Source organism: Bacillus sp. TH22 (assembly GCF_016651015.1).
Classification (GTDB): Bacteria; Bacillota; Bacilli; order Bacillales; family Bacillaceae_G; genus Bacillus_A; species Bacillus_A mycoides.
On record NZ_JAEKER010000001.1, the window covers coordinates 1,900,313 to 1,918,961 of the forward strand.

Annotated in this window: 22 protein-coding genes and 1 pseudogene; 13 read left to right on the plus strand and 10 right to left on the minus strand. The window is 36.4% G+C overall.

Going from position 1 to position 18,649, the window contains the following annotated elements; translation table 11 throughout:
* Positions 1-126: 126 nt before the first annotated feature.
* Complete coding sequence (locus JFU18_RS09645; protein WP_085309723.1) at positions 127-1,035, minus strand: acyl-ACP desaturase; 909 nt, start codon at positions 1,033-1,035, stop codon at positions 127-129.
* 631 nt (positions 1,036-1,666) lie between these two features.
* Here JFU18_RS09645 and JFU18_RS09650 point away from each other — a divergent pair.
* Complete coding sequence (locus JFU18_RS09650) at positions 1,667-1,966, plus strand: hypothetical protein (protein ID WP_201034850.1); 300 nt, start codon at positions 1,667-1,669, stop codon at positions 1,964-1,966.
* A 266-nt stretch (positions 1,967-2,232) separates the two neighbouring features.
* On the opposite strand, the gene JFU18_RS09655 is transcribed toward JFU18_RS09650, so the two are convergent.
* Positions 2,233-3,087, minus strand: a complete 855-nt coding sequence (locus JFU18_RS09655) for a CvfB family protein (protein WP_002011240.1) — start codon at positions 3,085-3,087, stop codon at positions 2,233-2,235.
* Between the two features lie 284 nt (positions 3,088-3,371).
* Between JFU18_RS09655 and JFU18_RS09660 the strand changes: the two genes are divergently transcribed.
* Positions 3,372-3,863 carry a YajQ family cyclic di-GMP-binding protein gene (locus JFU18_RS09660; RefSeq protein WP_002011241.1) on the plus strand — a complete coding sequence of 164 codons (492 nt, stop codon included), beginning with the start codon at positions 3,372-3,374 and terminating at the stop codon, positions 3,861-3,863.
* An 18-nt stretch (positions 3,864-3,881) separates the two neighbouring features.
* On the opposite strand, the gene JFU18_RS09665 is transcribed toward JFU18_RS09660, so the two are convergent.
* Positions 3,882-5,243, minus strand: coding sequence for an alpha-amylase family glycosyl hydrolase (locus tag JFU18_RS09665; protein ID WP_002087002.1), 1,362 nt, complete (start codon positions 5,241-5,243; stop codon positions 3,882-3,884).
* Between the two features lie 157 nt (positions 5,244-5,400).
* On the opposite strand from JFU18_RS09665, the gene JFU18_RS09670 reads away from it, so the two are divergent.
* Positions 5,401-6,633: an ammonium transporter gene (locus JFU18_RS09670; RefSeq protein ID WP_201034849.1), complete on the plus strand. Its 1,233-nt coding sequence runs from the start codon at positions 5,401-5,403 to the stop codon at positions 6,631-6,633.
* 202 nt (positions 6,634-6,835) lie between these two features.
* On the opposite strand, the gene katB is transcribed toward JFU18_RS09670, so the two are convergent.
* The 3 genes and pseudogenes from katB to asnB all read right to left on the minus strand — a co-directional run bounded on the left by katB (position 6,836) and on the right by asnB (position 11,002).
* The gene (gene katB, locus JFU18_RS09675) at positions 6,836-8,302 is read right to left on the minus strand and encodes a catalase KatB (protein WP_201034976.1); all 1,467 of its coding nucleotides are present in this window, start codon (positions 8,300-8,302) and stop codon (positions 6,836-6,838) included.
* A 59-nt stretch (positions 8,303-8,361) separates the two neighbouring features.
* Positions 8,362-8,965 (minus strand): annotated as a pseudogene (locus tag JFU18_RS30485) (ferrochelatase).
* 189 nt (positions 8,966-9,154) lie between these two features.
* Positions 9,155-11,002 carry an asparagine synthase (glutamine-hydrolyzing) gene (gene asnB / locus JFU18_RS09690; RefSeq protein ID WP_016119809.1) on the minus strand — a complete coding sequence of 616 codons (1,848 nt, stop codon included), beginning with the start codon at positions 11,000-11,002 and terminating at the stop codon, positions 9,155-9,157.
* Positions 11,003-11,244: 242 nt separating this feature from the next.
* Here asnB and JFU18_RS09695 point away from each other — a divergent pair, with 242 nt between their 5' ends.
* Positions 11,245-11,799, plus strand: coding sequence for a DUF2777 domain-containing protein (locus JFU18_RS09695; RefSeq protein ID WP_002140810.1), 555 nt, complete (start codon positions 11,245-11,247; stop codon positions 11,797-11,799).
* A gap of 57 nt (positions 11,800-11,856) precedes the next feature.
* Here JFU18_RS09695 and JFU18_RS09700 read toward each other — a convergent pair whose 3' ends face one another.
* Positions 11,857-12,219 (minus strand): YisL family protein, encoded by a 363-nt coding sequence (locus JFU18_RS09700; RefSeq protein ID WP_002186436.1) that lies wholly within the window; start codon positions 12,217-12,219, stop codon positions 11,857-11,859.
* A gap of 150 nt (positions 12,220-12,369) precedes the next feature.
* Between JFU18_RS09700 and rocD the strand changes: the two genes are divergently transcribed.
* Complete coding sequence (gene rocD / locus JFU18_RS09705) at positions 12,370-13,560, plus strand: ornithine aminotransferase (RefSeq protein ID WP_000616665.1); 1,191 nt, start codon at positions 12,370-12,372, stop codon at positions 13,558-13,560.
* Between the two features lie 105 nt (positions 13,561-13,665).
* Positions 13,666-13,950 carry a hypothetical protein gene (locus JFU18_RS09710; protein ID WP_000925332.1) on the plus strand — a complete coding sequence of 95 codons (285 nt, stop codon included), beginning with the start codon at positions 13,666-13,668 and terminating at the stop codon, positions 13,948-13,950.
* 34 nt (positions 13,951-13,984) lie between these two features.
* Here the strand turns inward: JFU18_RS09710 and JFU18_RS09715 are convergent, their stop codons facing one another.
* On the minus strand, positions 13,985-14,887 hold the full coding sequence (locus JFU18_RS09715) for a fumarylacetoacetate hydrolase family protein (RefSeq protein WP_002125896.1): 903 nt from the start codon (positions 14,885-14,887) through the stop codon (positions 13,985-13,987).
* A gap of 243 nt (positions 14,888-15,130) precedes the next feature.
* Between JFU18_RS09715 and JFU18_RS09720 the strand changes: the two genes are divergently transcribed.
* The 7 genes from JFU18_RS09720 to gerPF all read left to right on the plus strand — a co-directional run bounded on the left by JFU18_RS09720 (position 15,131) and on the right by gerPF (position 17,391).
* On the plus strand, positions 15,131-15,310 hold the full coding sequence (locus JFU18_RS09720) for an aspartyl-phosphate phosphatase Spo0E family protein (protein ID WP_002087032.1): 180 nt from the start codon (positions 15,131-15,133) through the stop codon (positions 15,308-15,310).
* A 96-nt stretch (positions 15,311-15,406) separates the two neighbouring features.
* On the plus strand, positions 15,407-15,628 hold the full coding sequence (gene gerPA, locus JFU18_RS09725; RefSeq protein ID WP_001111190.1) for a spore germination protein GerPA: 222 nt from the start codon (positions 15,407-15,409) through the stop codon (positions 15,626-15,628).
* Between the two features lie 14 nt (positions 15,629-15,642).
* Positions 15,643-15,849 (plus strand): spore germination protein GerPB, encoded by a 207-nt coding sequence (gene gerPB, locus JFU18_RS09730; RefSeq protein WP_001012505.1) that lies wholly within the window; start codon positions 15,643-15,645, stop codon positions 15,847-15,849.
* 67 nt (positions 15,850-15,916) lie between these two features.
* Complete coding sequence (gene gerPC / locus JFU18_RS09735) at positions 15,917-16,531, plus strand: spore germination protein GerPC (protein ID WP_001070757.1); 615 nt, start codon at positions 15,917-15,919, stop codon at positions 16,529-16,531.
* A 6-nt stretch (positions 16,532-16,537) separates the two neighbouring features.
* Complete coding sequence (gene gerPD / locus JFU18_RS09740) at positions 16,538-16,732, plus strand: spore germination protein GerPD (RefSeq protein ID WP_001052805.1); 195 nt, start codon at positions 16,538-16,540, stop codon at positions 16,730-16,732.
* A gap of 14 nt (positions 16,733-16,746) precedes the next feature.
* Positions 16,747-17,133 carry a spore germination protein GerPE gene (locus JFU18_RS09745; protein WP_002030295.1) on the plus strand — a complete coding sequence of 129 codons (387 nt, stop codon included), beginning with the start codon at positions 16,747-16,749 and terminating at the stop codon, positions 17,131-17,133.
* A gap of 42 nt (positions 17,134-17,175) precedes the next feature.
* Positions 17,176-17,391: a spore germination protein GerPF gene (gerPF, locus tag JFU18_RS09750; RefSeq protein ID WP_001141570.1), complete on the plus strand. Its 216-nt coding sequence runs from the start codon at positions 17,176-17,178 to the stop codon at positions 17,389-17,391.
* Positions 17,392-17,441: 50 nt separating this feature from the next.
* On the opposite strand, the gene JFU18_RS09755 is transcribed toward gerPF, so the two are convergent.
* Together JFU18_RS09755 and JFU18_RS09760 are read right to left on the minus strand one after the other, a co-directional pair.
* Positions 17,442-18,149 carry a DNA alkylation repair protein gene (locus JFU18_RS09755; protein WP_002030297.1) on the minus strand — a complete coding sequence of 236 codons (708 nt, stop codon included), beginning with the start codon at positions 18,147-18,149 and terminating at the stop codon, positions 17,442-17,444.
* 215 nt (positions 18,150-18,364) lie between these two features.
* Complete coding sequence (locus tag JFU18_RS09760) at positions 18,365-18,643, minus strand: RNA polymerase alpha subunit C-terminal domain-containing protein (RefSeq protein WP_201034848.1); 279 nt, start codon at positions 18,641-18,643, stop codon at positions 18,365-18,367.
* Positions 18,644-18,649: the final 6 nt, after the last annotated feature.

Sequence of the window (18,649 nt, forward strand, 5' to 3'; positions counted from 1 at the left end):
AGTGTCAATCCCTTTTTCTTCAAAAATAAAATTTAGTAAAAACAGCACCAAATTTATAGGGAGCGTGTCGGATTTCGAATAAAAAGAAGAGGGATTTTCCCGCGTATATTCTGAAACCTCTACTAATTAACGTAGATCAGTTTTCCCTTGAAAACGACCAAATCGATCCCGTATTTTTTTCAATCTTGTGTGGTACTCCAAAATCTCAATTCTTGCTTTTTCAGCTAGAGGTGCAATTGGCCTTAAATCTTTTAACCCCCAATAATCAACCACTACATCAAGTACTTGATCAAAATATTGTAGTGGTCCATAGTTAGCTTCTTTTGCAATCACAGCCATTCTATTTTCAAAATCAGGCATGACAGCACCTGGCATTTTAAAATTCATAATTACATTGGCAATATGATAGCAATAATTAGGTTCCAATTCCAAATGCGTTCGAATGACGTCTCGATAAAACGCATAATGAAGAGTTTCATCTTTTGCAAGACGGCGTAATAATGTAGCAAGATCTGGATCGTGCTTACTTGCAACCTTAGCTACATTATTGTAAAACACCATCGTTGCAAGTTCTTGTAGCGTCGTATACGTCATGGCTTCGATTGGTGTATGAAAATCAGGCTCAAATCCACCCTCAACGACTGACTTTCTTAATTCATGTATTCGTTTAGGGTTCACACTTCGAGTAAGTAGTAAATATGTCTCCAATAAATTCGAATGTTGATCCTCTTCTGAGGTCCAAGTATGAATAAAGTCTGTAATAACAGAAAGGGATCCTTTAAAGGTCGCCGATAAATACGTTGTAAACCATGGTAAATTCACTTCTGTTAATAAAGCTGTTTCAATGGCCGTAATTACACCAGAAGGAAGAGTAACTTGACTTTCATCCCAAGGAACTCTTTTAAAGTCCATTCCCTTATCCCATGGTAAAAACTCATGATAACCCCAGTCTATCTTCTGCGCTCTTATTTTATGTTGCTCATACAGTTCTTTTAAACTTGGTTCTAATCGGAAATCTAAATCATTTGTTAGCATCTATAAGTGCCCCCTTTTTTATCGTAGATAGTCATTCTATTTTTACATTCATTTGTATCCTTAAAAATTTTCTACAAATAAATATTACTTTCCTTTTTTTAAGTCAAATACAACAAATTTTTAACAAACCACTTTAAGAACACTTTATTTCTATATGATTTTTTTCATATCAAAAGGGAAACCGTTACATATATTGTCCTTTTTTATAAAAAGGGTTCTGAGGCATACGATATGTTGCTTAGCCTAAATAAAAAAACGATCCTCAGCAAATAGAGGATAACATTCATGGATGAAGATACTCGTCATATTGTAAATCTCGGTGAGTATAAAAAGGTGCATATCCATAAAGAATCGTTTTATAATAAAGATTGATAAACAATTTATCTTTCATCCGTTTTCGCTACTTTCTAATTTTGTTATTGGTAGCAAAAACTTAAAAGATTAATGGCGTTTTATACACACTAACAATTTATTTAGATATAAGATATTAGATTAAGAAATTGCAAAACATATACAGTTGATAAGATAGCCTTAAACGACAATCCCCAACAAAATCACTGTACATTGGCTATGATGAGTTAGACCGAATTTTCGGAAACAGTATACAATACAAAGGAAAGAGGCGATAACCATGCAGTCAACGGAATCGTATATGAAGGAAAGACAACGTAGAGAAAAAATAGAAATAATATTTAATCACAGGGTAAAAGGAGAGAGTTATTTTCATGGTTCTTCCTATCAATGGAAAAACATTGTATATCAAAATTATAATAAGATACAACAAAAAGAGTTGGAAATTGAACAAATCATTTCGAAAATGGAAAAATCAGGAGTTCATTTTACACAGCACCGCTCGCTCATACACTATCCCATCATTGATTTTGTAAAATATATAACTAAGATTTATAAGAAAACCCTCGAAACACAATAATCATATTTAAAGGAAACCTTTATAAAGTGTTTATTTTCGAAACTTTGTTAACTAAAAGCCCAAAAACTCATTTTAATATTCTTTTTATTCGAAATACTCTTCTTTCTTGTTATAATAAAAACCATAACATATTCTAGTCGTTTGTATATCTTCAGATTTTGTGAATTTTATTACACCTTATTTACTTTTTATGTACTTTATAATAAAAAAAAGAATTATCTCTTCTCTTAAAAATTAAGAGAAAAAATAGTTCTTTTTCATTTATCTTATTTCTTAAAGTAAGTCCAACCTTCTTCTTGGTAAATCTTTTCTTCTTTCATCAGTTTACCAAGTGCGCGCTTAAATGCAGCCTTACTCATATTGAAACGTTCTTTAATGTCTTCTGGGTTGCTCTTATCCCAAAACGGCATTGCTCCGCCTCGTTCTTCCATATATGCATAAAGTACTGCTGCATCATCTTCCATTCCTTCTTCTTTACGAGGAAGAAGTGAAATGTTAATTGTACCGTCGTCTTTCACGTCAATAATACGACCTGTTACGCGCTCACCGATGCGGACTTGTTCTTTTCTTTCTGTATGGTGTAAGAAAGCACGGAAATGCTCGTCAGTTAGTATGAATGAACCAACTTGAAGTGAGCGATACACACGTCCATTTACGTTTTTATTACGCATAGATGGCGTTGCATCTACGATAATTTCTTGCATATCACTGTCTCTTGCCGGAAGAGCAATTAAACGATCACGATTCGTTAATTTTAACGTACAATATAATTCGTCGCCTTCCTGAGGCCATACTGGCATATAAATTGGAAACTCATCAAGTGGAATTAGTATATCTTTTGATACGCCAATATCAACAAACACACCTAAACTAGGAATAACTTCTACAACCTTTACCCAATTCCAATCATGTGTTGTAATAATTGGTTCCTTCATTGTTGCTGAAATACGATTTTGGTGATCAAGGTATAAGAATACATCAATCGTATCGCCTTCTGCAATTTCTCCAGCTAATTCGTTTTTATGTAGGAAGATTTCTTCCTCTTCGTTTCCAACCATATATCCGATTTCCGTTTCGCGTAAAACAGTTACCTGTTCAATCGATCCTAATTGCAAATACATATTTTTTAATTCCCTTCTATATATATAAAGTTATCTTTTTTATCATTCCAAACAAAAGTTAATTATAACACGATTTTTCCTTTATTTGTCCAACTGCCCAAAATTCACTATAATTAAATAAAGACTGTATCTATAGGACTATATTCCCCTACGGATGATCCGTCAAAACACTTAAGTTGCAACACTCTATCTAATCGATGTATTTTCCGCTATACTTTAATATGTATATTACATAGCCTATTTAGGTGCATGAAAAGATAGAAATTTATTTGGAGGTGCTAACTATGGCAAAAGAGAGTTCTTTTGACATCGTTTCGAAAGTAGAATTACCTGAAGTAACAAACGCAATTAACATCGCATTAAAGGAAATCCAAAACCGATATGACTTTAAAGGTAGTAAAAGTGATATTAAATTAGAAAAAGAAGTACTTGTTTTAACTTCTGAGGACGAGTTCAAATTAGACCAAGTAAAAGACGTTCTAATTTCTAAACTTGTAAAACGTAACGTTCCAATTAAAAACTTGGACTACGGAAAAGTTGAAACTGCATCTGGTAATACTGTTCGCCAACGTGCAACTCTGCAACAAGGTATCGATAAAGATAACGCGAAAAAAATTAACAACATCATTAAAGAAATGAAATTAAAAGTAAAAACGCAAGTACAAGATGACCAAGTACGCGTAACAGCGAAAAGCCGTGATGACTTACAAGCAGTAATCGCAGCCGTTCGCAGCGTCGACTTACCAATCGACGTACAATTCATTAACTACCGCTAAGAAAAAAAGATCCTCTATCTATACAGAGGATCTTTTCTTTTTAACCGCAATTAAAAAAGCAATAAATAATACGTTCACACCGACTATTAAGGAGATAAACAACCAATTCACACCTGTTTCTTCGCTAACTTTATACACATTCGACTCTTCGCGCTTTAAAACAAGATAAAACTTTCCGTTTTCTTCTCTTATAATTTCGTCTTCTAACAATCCTCTTAACTCTTGTTTTTCACCAATTGCACTTACAGGTAAGGAAACCTTTTGCGTTTTTTTCGTATTATTAATCGCTACTAGTGTTACTTCATCTTTATACTTTCTTTTTAGTATACTCATTCCATCTTTATCATATAGAAGTTCAAACGTACCACGTCGTAAAGATGGTCTCGTTTGTCTAAGTTCACCTAGCTTCGTTATGTGCTGCATAAACTTTTCATCAGATTTGAAATCCATTAATCGTCTATTATCTGGAGCATCTCCCCCATCTAATGCGATTTCAGTTCCGTAATAAAAATTCGGTATCCCCGGGGATGTTAATAAGTAAGTGATCGCTAGTTTTAAACGAGACGGCGGGTAATACATATTTTCTTTTGCAATACGTGCAAATCGCTTTGTTTCTTGATTATCTAAAAACGTAGCGAATTCCTCTTCTTTTCCACTCACATCATATAAAGGTTTCACAGACATATCTGCTTTTGAAAATGACTCTACTATTTTTTTATAGTACTCATTATCTTCCTTTGTCATAATGTGAAAATCTTTCTTTACCTTCTGCAAATCCTTTTGCACTTCATCCCAAAAAGCACGCGGCTTTTTTTCACTATGTATCACATAACTTCCGTCTAAATCGACTTCTTTTATCCACCATTTCATCGAGTCTATTAATTGTTGTTCATTTTCTTCATACGGAAATTGAAAGACAACTTTCATTCCTTTTTTGTGAGCCTCATTTACAAGTTCTTTCACATCATTTTCTGTTCCGAAATGTTCATTTACTTTTTGAAAATTTCGAACGCTTAATCCGTCATACTTTTCACTTTCAAAAAGCGGCGAAAGCATAATAGTAGTAAATCCCATTTCTTTTATGTAGTCCAATCTTTTTATAATCCCACGTATATCTCCGCCCTGATACCCTTCTAAATTACCAACGTCTAACTGTTTGTCATTTTTCGATTCTCCGTTATTAAAGCGATCAATCATAATGGAATATATAACTTCATCTCGCCATTCCCTTTTTTCTTCCGCAAAAGTATGTACTGGTACAAACAAAATAACAGCTAAACAAAAACAAATGAATAGTTCCTTAGTCCATATTTTTTTCACACGCATCCCCCAAACTTCCAATTGTAAGAATATTATACCAATTTTTAGAGCAAATCGCATACGTTGATTTTATCCCCCAAAAATACATCATGTTAGGTTTTCTAACATCATCTAAAAAGTTTTCTGAATTTTTAGTTGATTTTTCTTTTTATTTCGAATATGATATGAAACATAACATATAGATGTTATTTTTTCTAACATCATAGGAGGAGAGAGAATGAATACGGGAGATACAGTTTTTATTTTTGTAACGACAGTAATGGTCATGTTGATGACACCAGGATTGGCACTTTTTTATGGGGGTATGGTTCGCAGTAAAAACGTACTCAGCACGACAATGCACAGTTATAGCGCAATGGCTATCGTTTCGATTCAATGGATTGTTATCGGTTATTCTTTATCATTCGGGCCAGATTGGCACGGACTTATCGGCAATCTCGATTGGTTCGGTCTAAACGGAGTTACCTACGCACCAAACCCAGACTACTCATCTACTATTCCTCACAATTTATTTATGATGTTCCAACTCATGTTCGCTATTTTAACTCCCGCTTTAATTTCAGGGGCATTCGCCGAAAGAATGCGATTTTCTGCCTTTCTTATTTTTATCCTTCTTTGGACAACAATTGTTTACAATCCTGTCGCTCATTGGGTATGGGGCGTTGGCGGATGGCTGAGAGAACTCGGCGCGTTAGACTTTGCTGGTGGTAATGTCGTTCATATCACATCTGGTGTTGCCGGTCTTGTATTAGCTATTTTCCTAGGAAAACGAAAAAACATAAGCGGCACCTCTCCTCATCATTTACCATTTACAATGTTAGGCGCAGGCTTACTCTGGTTCGGCTGGTTCGGTTTTAACGTCGGTAGTGCATTATCTTTAAATGACGTAGCTTTAACTGCATTTATTAATACAAATATAGCCGCCGCTGCCTCAGCTCTAACTTGGATGCTTTCTGAATGGTTCTTCCAATCGAAGCCGACTGCGATGGGAGCTGCTTGTGGGGTTGTTTCTGGTTTAGTCGCAATTACGCCGGCTTGCGGATTCGTTACACCTTTCTCCGCTCTTCTTATCGGAGCAATTGGCGGTATATTATGCTTTGGCGCTGTCTTCTTCTTAAAAACGAAGTTCGGATACGACGATACACTCGATGCATTTGGATGCCACGGCATCGGAGGAACTTGGGGTGGTATTGCAACTGGACTATTTGCTACTACTACTATAAATAGCGATGGCGCTAACGGATTATTTTACGGAAACGCCACTCTCCTTTTCAAACAACTTGTAGCAATCGGCGCAACATATGCATTCACAATCATAATGACGTACGCCATCATTAAAGCCATTAACTTCTTCCTCCCTGTTCGCGTCGATGAGCATGAAGAACAAATGGGGCTTGATATTTCGATGCATGGGGAGAAAGCTTATGAGTATACTGAGCGAGTAAATTAAAAAAGAGATGCAATCTATTAATAGTAGATTGCATCTCTTTTATCGCACTGATTAGCACACCCCATCCTGTATTCCCATAAATTTATCGATCGTTTCTTTCAATATATCGATTTACCGACGAATTCCGACATAGCTAAAACGCAAAATACCCTGCATGATTTTACACAAAAAAGACGACCGTTTAACAGTCGTCTTTTCCTATTTACTTCGGAACATTCCCTACATACTGCGTAATATCAACATTTAACGCCCCTGCTAAACGCATTCCGTAGTCATGATCTGCGCGGAAGAAGTTGCAAATAGCTAGTAATTTCGTTTGCTCATTTACGCCTTTTAAGTCGTTTGTTAAGTTCGCAATTAAGTTGTCTTGCTCTTCTTTAGAGAATGAACGGTAACGCTCACCCGCTTGCTTGAAATCATTTGGTTTGTCAATTTTTTCACGAGATACGTAGCCTTCTACTTTCATAGTTGAATCGCGGTAAGTTGGATCCTCAACTGGATTTTCAGTATGACGGCTCGGTTCGTAGTTTATTGTAGATGGGTTTTGATCCACTTGCATCGCACCATCACGTTGTTGATTACGAACAGCAGCGTATGGGCAGTTTACAGGAATTTGTAAATAGTTTGCACCAAGGCGATAACGCTGCGTATCTGGGTAAGAGAATAAACGACCTTGTAATAATTTATCTTCAGATGGTTCAATACCATTTACAGTTGCACTTGGAGTAAACGCCGCTTGTTCTACTTCCGCAAAGAAGTTTTTCGGGTTACGATTTAACGTCATTGCCCCTACTTCAATTAATGGGAAGCGATCTTCCGGCCATACTTTCGTCGGATCTAGTGGATCGAAATCTAAAGAATCCGTTTCATCTAGTTGCATTACTTGTACGTGTAAATCCCATTTCGGATAGTTTCCTTTTTCGATTGCATCGAACAAGTCACGAGTTGCATGATTGAAGTCTTTTCCTTGCACTTGCTCGACTTCTTTTGCACTTAAGTTACGCACACCCTGCTGTGGCTTCCAATGATATTTAATGTAAACGATTTTACCTTCTGCATTAATCCATTTAAATGAATGTACGCCGAAACCTTCCATTTCACGGTAGTTTGCCGGTGTACCATAATCAGAAAATACCCATGTCATCATATGTGTAGATTCTGGAGTTAACGTCATGAAATCCCAGTAACGATCTGGCGTTTGAACATTTGTATCAGGTGCTGGCTTTAAAGAATGCACCATGTCAGGGAATTTAATTGCGTCACGAATGAAGAAAACCGGTAAATGGTTACCTACGATATCGTAGTTTCCTTCTCCTGTATAAAATTTAACAGCGAACCCACGCGGATCACGAGCTGTCTCTGGAGAACCTTGACCATGAATAACCGTTGAGAAACGAACGAATACAGGTGTTTCAGTTCCTTCATTTTGTAAAAACGCTGCTTTCGTATATTGCTGCATGCTGTTTTTCGTTACGAATACACCGTGAGCACCTGCACCACGTGCATGCACAACACGCTCAGGAATACGTTCACGATCAAAGTGAGCAAGTTTTTCTACTAAATGATAGTCTTCTAACAATACCGGTCCACGGCGACCAGCTGTACGAGAGTTTTGGTTATCTCCAACTGGAGCACCTTGGTTTGTTGTTAAGCGCTTATTTGGATTCATCAAGGGTGATCCTCCTCTTTCCCTCATAGTAATTATTATTTATTTAAAATTATTATAAACTAATTATTATTCAAAATTAAATCCTTGTCAACTATTTCCTTCATTTTTTTGGAAACAATTTCAGCTAAACAATCAATAAATACAGATTGTGAATTGGGCATATTTAGTCTAAAATATGCGGCATTTAATTCATCAGTTACAACTTTACATTCATAATCGGTGTCATATAAAGTGAAACTTTAATCAGTGGGGGGTGTTCATCCCACACTGATTATTAGTTGAACCAATCGGGCATTTACGGGCAGTTGATCTCCCACCTAACTTCTTTGCTCCAGCTGAATTTTGAGGTGGCAGTTTTACTGCCCGTTAATGCGGGATAAAACTCCTAAATCGAGCAATGTGTTTTAAACCTAAGTAACAAACAAATTCATACTCTGTAAACATTTTATTCATTGAATCTGTTAATTTATGCGCCTGCTCTTTCATTATTTTCCCAAGCGGTGAAATTCCACCAATTGCTTTATACCGTCCGATTAAATTTTGGAGCGCTTCTTCAGATGGCTTACGGCCATGACGAATGTGAGTATAATAAGCTTCTACATCATCTAATGACTCCGGTGTTCCATATGCCATTACAAGCAAACCTATTTTCTTCTTCGTCATCTATATAGCACCTCAATTTTGGAAATGAGAATCTTTTTCAAGAACATTTGTTTCCAATTATAACAAGCAATAATAAGTACGTCAAAATAATAATTCTAAATAAGTATTGTTTCTAATATGATTTCGAATTTTATATGACAATTTATTTAAGAAAAAGAGCGGCTCACATAAATATAAGCCGCTCTTTCCCTATTCCTTAATATTTACCCCATACTCTTTAAACCAAACATGAATTTGCGCTAAATGAGCTAAAAGCTGCGGCCCAGTCATTAATTGACCAAACCATGGTTTTTGAAATGCACTGCCGCCAGACTGGATCAATCCGCTCAATTGCTCCTTATCGAACAATTCATGCAAAATTGAGCCTTTATCCGTTAATAAATCTTGGAGCCATACTGTGACTGCTTTCGTATAGTGCGGGTTATGCGTTTTCGGATACGGACTTTTCTTTCTATACAATATATCATTTGGAAGTAATCCTTCTAAAGCCTTACGCAATAGACCTTTTTCGCGGTTTTTATACATTTTCATTTCCCAAGGAATATTCCACGCATATTCGACAAGTCGGTGGTCCGCAAATGGAACGCGTACTTCTAAGCTTGCCCCCATACTCATACGGTCTTTTCTGTCTAATAATGTTGTCATAAACCATACCATGTTTAAATAAAATAATTGTCGTCTCTTCGCTTCTAATGGGCTTTCTCCCTCTAAAATAGGAACTTCTTGAATGGATTCTTCATAGCGTTGTTGTACATATTGTTGTAAATTTAATTTATTTCTCCATTCTTTCTTCAGAAGTTGTTCACGCGCTTCTGTAGAACGCATCCATGGAAATGCACTTGATTGTAAATCATCTTCTCTATAAAACCACGGATAACCGCCGAATATTTCATCTGCACATTCTCCAGATAAACCGACGACAAAATCTTGTTTTATTTCACGGCAAAACCATAATAATGAAGAATCAATATCTGCCATACCAGGCAAATCGCGAACGAGTACTGCTTCTGTTAAATACTGCGCTAGTTGTTCATTAGAAATGACGCAGCGATGATGAATTGTTTGAAATGTCTCTGTCATTAAATTAATAAATGGTGCATCTGAATTTGGCTGAAACGCATTCGCTTTAAAATATTTGTCGTTATCTTCATAGTCAACAGAATACGTGTGCAATTGACCTTTCCCTGATCTTTCATACTCTTTCGCGGCAATTGCTGTTATAGCACTTGAATCTACACCTCCTGATAAAAAAGTACATAGTGGTACGTCAGAAACTAATTGTCTCGTAATCGCATCTTGTAATAAAAAACGAGTTTTCTCTACTGTTTCTTCAAATGAATCTTCATGTTTTTTACTTTCTACATTCCAATATCTCCATATGCATAAACCGTCTTTTGAGAACGTCATTGCATGACCCGGACGCAGTTCTTGAATACCAGCATATATACCGTGACCAGGCGTTCTAGATGGTCCGAGCCCAAATATTTCTGACAACCCTTCTAACGTTACTTCCGCCTTCACATCTGGATGCGCTAGTATCGCTTTTAACTCTGAACCAAATAATAATCGTCCGCTATCATATTTATAAAAAAGCGGTTTTACACCTAATCTATCTCTGGCAATAAAGACTCGTTCATTTTTCTCATCCCATACTGCAAACGCATATATACCGTTTAAATGATCGACACATTCTTCTTTCCATTCAATATAAGATGCCAATAGTACTTCTGTATCGGAATGCCCTTTAAATGTATAACCTCTTCTTAATAACTCTTTGCGAATATCTTCTGTATTGTAGAGCTCTCCGTTATAGCAAATCGCATAACTCGTTTCGTCTTTTAAACAAGTCATGGGTTGTTTACCACCTTCAGGATCTACAACGATTAACCGTTTATGCCCAAATGCGACGTTCCCTTTAATCCAAACTTTATTATCATCTGGACCGCGTTTCGCTAGCGTTTCCGCCATCTTCGTCACGATGTCCCTTTCCCCTTCTAATGAGCGTTTATAATCCACCCATCCTGTAATCCCGCACATAAGAATCATCCTTCCTAATCTAATATCTGTTTCCGAACGTGCAGTAATCCCCACCCTATGAGTGCGGATACATAAAAACAACAAACTTGACGATAACTAACTATCCACATATGGAATAGCAGTTTCACAGTGTAAAGCGTGTTTTATTGTATGCCCATCTATCTTTAGGTGTGTCTAGTTATAAAGAACGTACGAACTGTCCATAACAAGAATAACTATTTCTATAAAAGGAGAAATGAACTATGATACAACGCAAACACATTTTGTATAACCAACCGCGCGCTCATACAGTCGGTAATGTAGAATATATAAACAAAGAATGGGTATTCTTTGATGATGAAAATGATGAGGCTTTTCTATTAGAAGATATTGCTGAAGATGGTTTTGAAATTTTATATAACAACAATTGGCTACCAGCTCGTTTTTATGAACAAGACATATTACAAATTGCAAATGAACAACATTCTCTCCAAAACGGGGAAATGATACGAATTCGAAAAAAATTACTTCTTAGCTATAATGAATGGCTTGAGGAATTACCTGACTCTGTCTTTACATTATTAACCGAATCATTGCAATCACTTAATTACTCTTTATATGATTGCATGTATTGTCATAATTATTTATCCTTCTTGCCAAAAGAGGAAGCATGCGAAGGAGTAAATATTCTTTTATTCGATAACGACGAAATGATTTGTACATTGCAGCATCATTTTGTACGCCACTCTTCCTCTAATAAAAATATTTTGCGATTTACGAAAGTAAACGGAGAAGAGTTGCATATTGATGCGACATAAAATAAAAACCACCTTATCTCCCAAATATTTGAGATCATAAGGTGGTTTTATTTTTTATTAGAATACTTGCCAACCAATCGGTAATTTCAGTCCAAGGTAAAATACCGCTACTAGCGCAACAATAAATAATCCCCAAAATGCCCCTGTTGCTTTGTTCTTGCTCATTTTCACAAGAACCATTTCCATTCCAGCGATTACTAATATACCAGCTAGCATTTTTAGACCGTACCACATGTGATAGATCTTATCGACTATAGTTTGATCTAAGTATAACCAAACGCCTGTCACAATAATGATGATATACATAAGGCGAAGCCCCATATGTACACCTTTACCTTTTCTTCCTGCTGAATAAAGTGAATACGCAACGAAGAATAAAATTAATCCTAACGCCCATGCTGTAATATGCATATGTACCATCGTATCCCTGCCTCCTCTTTTTCACACTTTTTCACTCTATATGATAACATGTTCATATATTTTCAGGAAATGTTTCGCTTTTTTATATTTAAATGCTATAATATTTAGAGTATTTACAAACTTCTTGTAATAACAAAAGGGGGAACAATCATGATTCAAACTAAGGATATTATCGAACTTACAGACACATACGGGGCAAATAACTACCATCCACTTCCAATCGTTATTTCTAAAGCAGAAGGCGTTTGGGTAGAAGATCCTGAAGGAAACCGCTATATGGACTTATTAAGTGCATATTCTGCAGTAAACCAAGGTCATCGTCATCCAAAAATCATTAACGCTTTAATTGACCAAGCTAATCGAGTGACGTTAACTTCTCGTGCTTTCCATAGCGATCAATTAGGTCCTTGGTACGAAAAAGTTGCGAAACTAACAAATAAAAATATGGTACTTCCTATGAATACAGGTGCAGAAGCTGTTGAAACTGCAATTAAAACAGCTCGTCGCTGGGCTTATGATGTGAAAAAGGTAGAAGCAAACCGTGCAGAAATCATCGTTTGTGAAGATAACTTCCACGGACGTACAATGGGTGCTGTTTCTATGTCATCAAACGAAGAGTACAAGCGCGGCTTCGGTCCAATGCTTCCTGGCATTATTGTAATTCCTTATGGTGATTTAGAAGCGTTAAAAGCTGCGATTACACCAAATACAGCTGCATTCATTTTAGAGCCAATCCAAGGTGAAGCAGGAATTAACATTCCACCAGCTGGTTTCTTACAAGAAGCTTTTGAAGTATGTAAAAAAGAAAACGTTTTATTCGTAGCAGATGAAATCCAAACAGGCTTAGGCCGTACGGGTAAAGTATTTGCTTGCGACTGGGACAATGTAACTCCTGACATGTACATACTTGGTAAAGCACTTGGCGGCGGCGTATTCCCAATCTCTTGTGTTGCAGCAAACAGCGACATTTTAGGTGTATTCGAGCCAGGTTCTCACGGTTCTACATTCGGTGGTAACCCACTTGCATGTGCTGTTTCTATTGCAGCTCTTGAAGTATTAGAAGAAGAAAAATTAACAGAGCGTTCTCTTCAATTAGGAGAAAAACTAGTTGGGCAATTAAAAGAAATTGATAACCCAATGATTACTGACATTCGCGGTAAAGGTTTATTCATCGGTATCGAATTAAACGAGCCAGCTCGTCCTTACTGTGAACAACTAAAAGCAGCTGGTCTATTATGTAAAGAAACACACGAAAACGTAATTCGTATTGCACCACCTCTAGTAATCTCTGAAGAAGATTTAGAGTGGGCGTTCCAAAAAATTAAAGCTGTACTATCTTAATCATAGTGAGGTTGTCCTAAATATAGGACAACCTCTTTCTTTTTTTAGTAGTTTACCGTAAAATAAAATTGAATATTCTGTTTTTATTAAAAAGGGGGTAACTGTATGCTATTGAAATACGGTAAACACATTAATAATTTAGCTACAATTTTTATTTCTATGACATTCATCGGCTTCATATTATCTACAACTTTACTCAGTCATTATTCAACTCCTAATACATTCACACTACTCAAAACATCATTTTGGGCTGCTGTTTTCCTTACAATTATCGGTTTTGGCCGTGAGAGAAGCGCACTTGCAGTTATGCTAATTGGAATTTGTACTTTAGCATTAATCGGATTGTATATTTTCGCCATCATAGATTACTCCGTTAATCCACGCCCATAGAAAAGAGCTATCTTTTCACAAGATAGCTCTTTTTTCATTTCACTATATTTCTTAACGTACCAATTCCCTCTACTGTAATAACAACTTCATCACCAGCATGTAAAAACTTCGGTGGTGTAAAACCTTTACCAACACCAGCTGGTGTCCCTGTTGCAATGATATCTCCTGGCTCTAATGTCATGCCTTTACTTATAGTTGAAATAATTTCTTCTACTGAAAAAATCATTTCTCTCGTATTTGAAGTTTGCCTTACTTCTCCATTTACCACTGTTTCAATGTGTAATGCATTCGGCGTTCTAACCATCGATTTATGAATTAAATACGGTCCCATCGGACAAAATGTATCGAAACTTTTCCCTAGGAAAAATTGTTTATGTTTTCTTTGAATATCCCGAGCAGTTACATCATTTATAACTGTATATCCAAAAACATGATCAAGAGCTTTTTCTATTTTTATTTGTTTCCCTCGCTTACCGATAACGATTGCTAGTTCACCTTCGTAATCAAGTTCATTCGTCGCGTGAGGGTGACCATTAATTTGCTCATCAATTCCAATCACTGTTGTTGGCGCCTTTGTAAAAATCATTATATTTTCAGGGATAGACTCTACTCCGCCCATTTCTACCGCATGCTCACGATAGTTCTTTCCAACACAAAGAATATTTTTTCTCGGCCTTGGAATCGGTGCTAATATTTTCACCTCTGCTAACGGATAATACGCCGATCCCGCATTTTCCTTCGCCCAATTTACAATATCGTACACTTTCTCAAGACATTCGCTTCCTCTTTCAATACACTCTAACATGGTAATCGGGATAGTAACCTTTTCCCCTTTTTGTCTTTGCGCTTCTCTTAAATGTAATACCTTTTCTTCCTCTTCATCCACAATACCTACAAATACTTTTTCTTCTTTCTTCGCCGTTACAAAACGCAACATTTCCACTCTCCATCCTAAAACTCATACCCTATAATTGTATTCGCATCCTTAAGAAAAAAACCTTCTTACACACGCTAATTTTTACAATATTCAACCATTCTTACATTTGTTCCTCATCCGTTATTTGACATAAAATGTAGAAATTATACTTTTTTTAGCGAAGATGTTTCTTTTTTATGGGATTTTTGTATAATATGTACTACATATATACATAAAATTTATTGAGAGATGGAGCCGATTTCAATGTTTGAGCAAGCTATCGAAAAAAAACGCGAAAAAATGATCTATTTTGCTGAACGCTACGGAATGACTTCTCAAAAAACAGTAGATTGTAGCCAGGAATTGGACAGGCTCTTAAATGTTGTTTGGCCTATACATACAGATTGCACACATACTCAAATGTTCGAAACACATACGCAATAACGTATGTGTTTCTTTTATTTCGAAAAAATACACATTTTATTGAAAACGCCCATACAATAGTAGAAAAGAAAATTTTAAAAACGAAAGGTGTTTTGTATGCCAGCTATGGTCGGACATATTCGTATCGTTAACATTGGATCAAGTGGTATTTTTCATATTGGAGATGTATTTGCGATTAGGCCTATTAGTTATTCACGCGCTTTTGCCGGAGCCGGTTCATTTAATGTTGGGGATAACGTCTCTGTCTACAATTATCAAAGCTCAACGACCGTCAATGATTCAGATGTAATTGATCAAGCAATAATTGGTTCGAACTAAAGGGGGCGATTGCATTGAATTTTTATGTGAACCAAAGTATCATCATTAACAGCATTAAAATCGATAGCATTACGACCTCTTCCGTTTTTCAAATTGGAACTGCAGGTAGTATTAAGGCTCTTTCTAAATTCTCAAATTCTGGCGGATTTACAGAACCGCTTCGCCCTTTACATGCGAAAGGACAAATTATTTCCATCAAACCATCAACTAGTTCTTCTTAAGGTATCCTTGTCATAAATATATAGCAGGAATATATTTCCCCTCCCTATTGAAAAGGAGGTTTCACAAATGAATCAAGATATATATACTTACCTACACCAACTTCAACAAGCTCTCCAAATACAGCAGCAAACTATTCTAAACCTTGAAGAGCAAGTTCGCCTACTACAAGAAGAGCTTAATGAGTTAAAAAGTCGTCCCTCCTCTTCTATAGGAAAAGTGGAATATAAATTCGATCAATTAAAAGTAGAAAATTTAAACGGCACTTTAAATATTGGCTTGAATCCATTTTCAACAAAAGGGCAACAAATTGAAGATTTTCAAGTGGATACAGAAACATTAAAAGTAAATCCTGAAACAGAAACAAATCCAGACTTTTATCAAGGTATCCTCCAAGAAATGCATCGCTATTTAGATGAAGAAGCATATAGTCGAATTCTCCATTTTGAACAAGAAGAGAGAACGCCGCTTGATGAGATGTATCGACAAATGATGGTGGATGACATAAAAAAACAGATGGAACATAGACTTCCATATTATTTATCACAAGTTCAATCGTATGAGGGTATTTCCACAGATCCCGATTATTTACGAGACATCATTATTCAAGCGATGAAACAAGATATTGACAAGGCGTTCCTTTCCTTTATTCAACACATACCGGGCAATTTCCGAAAGGAGTGAGTATGTATGAATTTAAATGTTGTAAACCGCGAGTTAAAAGTAGGCCAGATTAAAATGAACGGGGTTTCTTCTTCCGCATTATTTTTAATTGGAGATGCAAACCTTCTCATCCTTTCTTCTATTCTTGATACGCCATTCGAATCTGTTACAGAGGGACCATTTGTACCATTAGTAACAGATGTCCCTCCGACTCCAGGTTGAGGAGAGGAAAAATTATGCTCCGTCATACTTCAATTGTACAAAATGTTTCTATCGTTTCTATGGGGGTTGCAGCTGTCTTCCAGGCCGGGGATTCTAATCAAATAGAATTAAAAAATAGAGCACTTATCGTTCATCGAGAAATCCCTTGTTATATAAAAGGTGAAGGTCGTTTTGATGCGTTTGAAATCTTTACAGATGAATACATTACAATTCCAAAGCGAACAACAGATGTAAAAATGAATATTGTAAATGAGTGCCCTTTTATTGAAGTAAATGATGTTCACTTGCGAACCCTTTTAAATTCCGCGTGCTTCCAAATCGGCAATGTTGACTATGTTTTTAATAATTCTCGTACGCTACAAATCCGCCAATTTATTACTGATGAACCTTCCTCTAAATAATTCATATAGTAATTAAAAAGCTTAGTAAAGTAGGTGGATGGTATGCCTTCGGTTGTAGGAAATCTCGTCGTTCAAAACAGTAACGGCTCTTTCAACTTAGGAGATTTTTATAACGTGTCTCCGAAAGAAAATACGAAAGCTTATAACGGATCTGGGGCTTCCAATGTCGGATTTGTCGTTAACACTTTTAGCGGCGTTAGTGCAACAAATACATTCGATTCGGACGTTGCAGACCAAGATCAAATTGGAACAGCGTAAAAAAAGCATTAGCTCTTCTTGTATAGAGCTAATGCTTTTCCTTCTGTTTTTTAACACCTTACATATTTACGTTTGAACCCCAGTCTTCCTCTATCAAGTCCTTTATGAATACTTTCGTAAGCGTTTAGAAAACTGCTTTTCTTGTTGTCCCGTTTTAGCTCCACTATGCCTACTTCCTTTGCAGTTTCAACTGCCTTTTCATGTAGCGGCACATATGAAATCCCCACAGTGTTTAGAAAATTATTCATAGCGGATTTCGTTCGTTCTGGCGCATCGTGAATTGTATTTTTCACAACTTCTAGCATATTGGTAATCTTACTTTCGGAAAATTCATGGTCTTTTCGATTCCCTAAAAGCCAGCAGTAGCAACTCCATCCCGCTGACATTCTTAGTTCGTCACCACTTGCAATCCATTTATCAGCAACGTCTTGTGCAAAATCTGATTCTGATAAAGTTACTGCCACCACATAATCGGACAGCATATAAAAGTACGCCCCATCCATCCAACGATCAAAATCCGATTCGTTCATAGTTTTTGGATTTGCAATAATGCCTGCAAAGTACATCGCATCATAGTTACCTGTAGCATAAAGCTCTTCAGCTAAACTTTGATTGATTTTTATTTTCTTCGCGATTGGTTTCATAGCACCTGTAGCTACTCCAAAAAGTGGCTCCTTTGCACCATTGGATATGTATATTTTTTTAGTTCGTTCCTTGCCGAGAGTTTCAAGCTCTTGCATTACTGTTTCAAAATCCATCGTGTTGCACTTCCTTCCTCAATATTATAATCAATTCGCTTATCTTCTTTATCAAGTTCTCTATACTTCATAACTCCATCTTTTAAAGCGTTTTGTCCATCGATTTACGATTTTCAAAATGGGATTTCGTTATACGCGTTTATCTAGCTAATTAATACCGATTATAAAAACTAATCATTAATGAAGATGCTACTCCCCGCTAATGATTAGTTTTTTTATTTAAATGATAATCCCTTATCTTCTAAAGCCGCTCTCAATTTAGGTAAAGATGCTGGTCCTATACCGTGCAGTTTCAAAGTTTCTTTTTCACTATACTTTGAAAGTTCTGCTTCAGTCGTTATTCCATGGTGCTCTAACGCTCGCCTTGCTGGTGCTGAAAGAAGAGAAAGAAAGCCTTCTTTTGGCTTTCTCTCTTTCTCACAGGTTGGGCAAGTTGGACAATCGCTACTTTTGTAGTACTCGTGGCCTTGATCACAAGTTCTTAACGTCGCCATAATCCA

What these genes read in the sequence shown, in the direction of transcription:
- JFU18_RS09720 (WP_002087032.1), top strand. Translation starts at nt 15,131, where the DNA reads ATGTTTGAGCAAGCTATCGAAAAAAAACGCGAAAAAATGATCTATTTT.
- katB (WP_201034976.1), bottom strand. Translation starts at nt 8,302, where the DNA reads ATGAATCCAAATAAGCGCTTAACAACAAACCAAGGTGCTCCAGTTGGA.
- JFU18_RS09665 (WP_002087002.1), bottom strand. Translation starts at nt 5,243, where the DNA reads ATGCGATTTGCTCTAAAAATTGGTATAATATTCTTACAATTGGAAGTT.
- JFU18_RS09715 (WP_002125896.1), bottom strand. Translation starts at nt 14,887, where the DNA reads ATGTTGCGTTTTGTAACGGCGAAGAAAGAAGAAAAAGTATTTGTAGGT.
- JFU18_RS09745 (WP_002030295.1), top strand. Translation starts at nt 16,747, where the DNA reads ATGCTCCGTCATACTTCAATTGTACAAAATGTTTCTATCGTTTCTATG.
- JFU18_RS09700 (WP_002186436.1), bottom strand. Translation starts at nt 12,219, where the DNA reads ATGGTACATATGCATATTACAGCATGGGCGTTAGGATTAATTTTATTC.
- asnB (WP_016119809.1), bottom strand. Translation starts at nt 11,002, where the DNA reads ATGTGCGGGATTACAGGATGGGTGGATTATAAACGCTCATTAGAAGGG.
- JFU18_RS09695 (WP_002140810.1), top strand. Translation starts at nt 11,245, where the DNA reads ATGATACAACGCAAACACATTTTGTATAACCAACCGCGCGCTCATACA.
- gerPF (WP_001141570.1), top strand. Translation starts at nt 17,176, where the DNA reads ATGCCTTCGGTTGTAGGAAATCTCGTCGTTCAAAACAGTAACGGCTCT.
- gerPD (WP_001052805.1), top strand. Translation starts at nt 16,538, where the DNA reads ATGAATTTAAATGTTGTAAACCGCGAGTTAAAAGTAGGCCAGATTAAA.
- gerPC (WP_001070757.1), top strand. Translation starts at nt 15,917, where the DNA reads ATGAATCAAGATATATATACTTACCTACACCAACTTCAACAAGCTCTC.
- JFU18_RS09760 (WP_201034848.1), bottom strand. Translation starts at nt 18,643, where the DNA reads ATGGCGACGTTAAGAACTTGTGATCAAGGCCACGAGTACTACAAAAGT.
- JFU18_RS09650 (WP_201034850.1), top strand. Translation starts at nt 1,667, where the DNA reads ATGCAGTCAACGGAATCGTATATGAAGGAAAGACAACGTAGAGAAAAA.
- JFU18_RS09655 (WP_002011240.1), bottom strand. Translation starts at nt 3,087, where the DNA reads ATGTATTTGCAATTAGGATCGATTGAACAGGTAACTGTTTTACGCGAA.
- rocD (WP_000616665.1), top strand. Translation starts at nt 12,370, where the DNA reads ATGATTCAAACTAAGGATATTATCGAACTTACAGACACATACGGGGCA.
- gerPA (WP_001111190.1), top strand. Translation starts at nt 15,407, where the DNA reads ATGCCAGCTATGGTCGGACATATTCGTATCGTTAACATTGGATCAAGT.
- JFU18_RS09645 (WP_085309723.1), bottom strand. Translation starts at nt 1,035, where the DNA reads ATGCTAACAAATGATTTAGATTTCCGATTAGAACCAAGTTTAAAAGAA.
- JFU18_RS09755 (WP_002030297.1), bottom strand. Translation starts at nt 18,149, where the DNA reads ATGGATTTTGAAACAGTAATGCAAGAGCTTGAAACTCTCGGCAAGGAA.
- JFU18_RS09660 (WP_002011241.1), top strand. Translation starts at nt 3,372, where the DNA reads ATGGCAAAAGAGAGTTCTTTTGACATCGTTTCGAAAGTAGAATTACCT.
- JFU18_RS09710 (WP_000925332.1), top strand. Translation starts at nt 13,666, where the DNA reads ATGCTATTGAAATACGGTAAACACATTAATAATTTAGCTACAATTTTT.
- JFU18_RS09670 (WP_201034849.1), top strand. Translation starts at nt 5,401, where the DNA reads ATGAATACGGGAGATACAGTTTTTATTTTTGTAACGACAGTAATGGTC.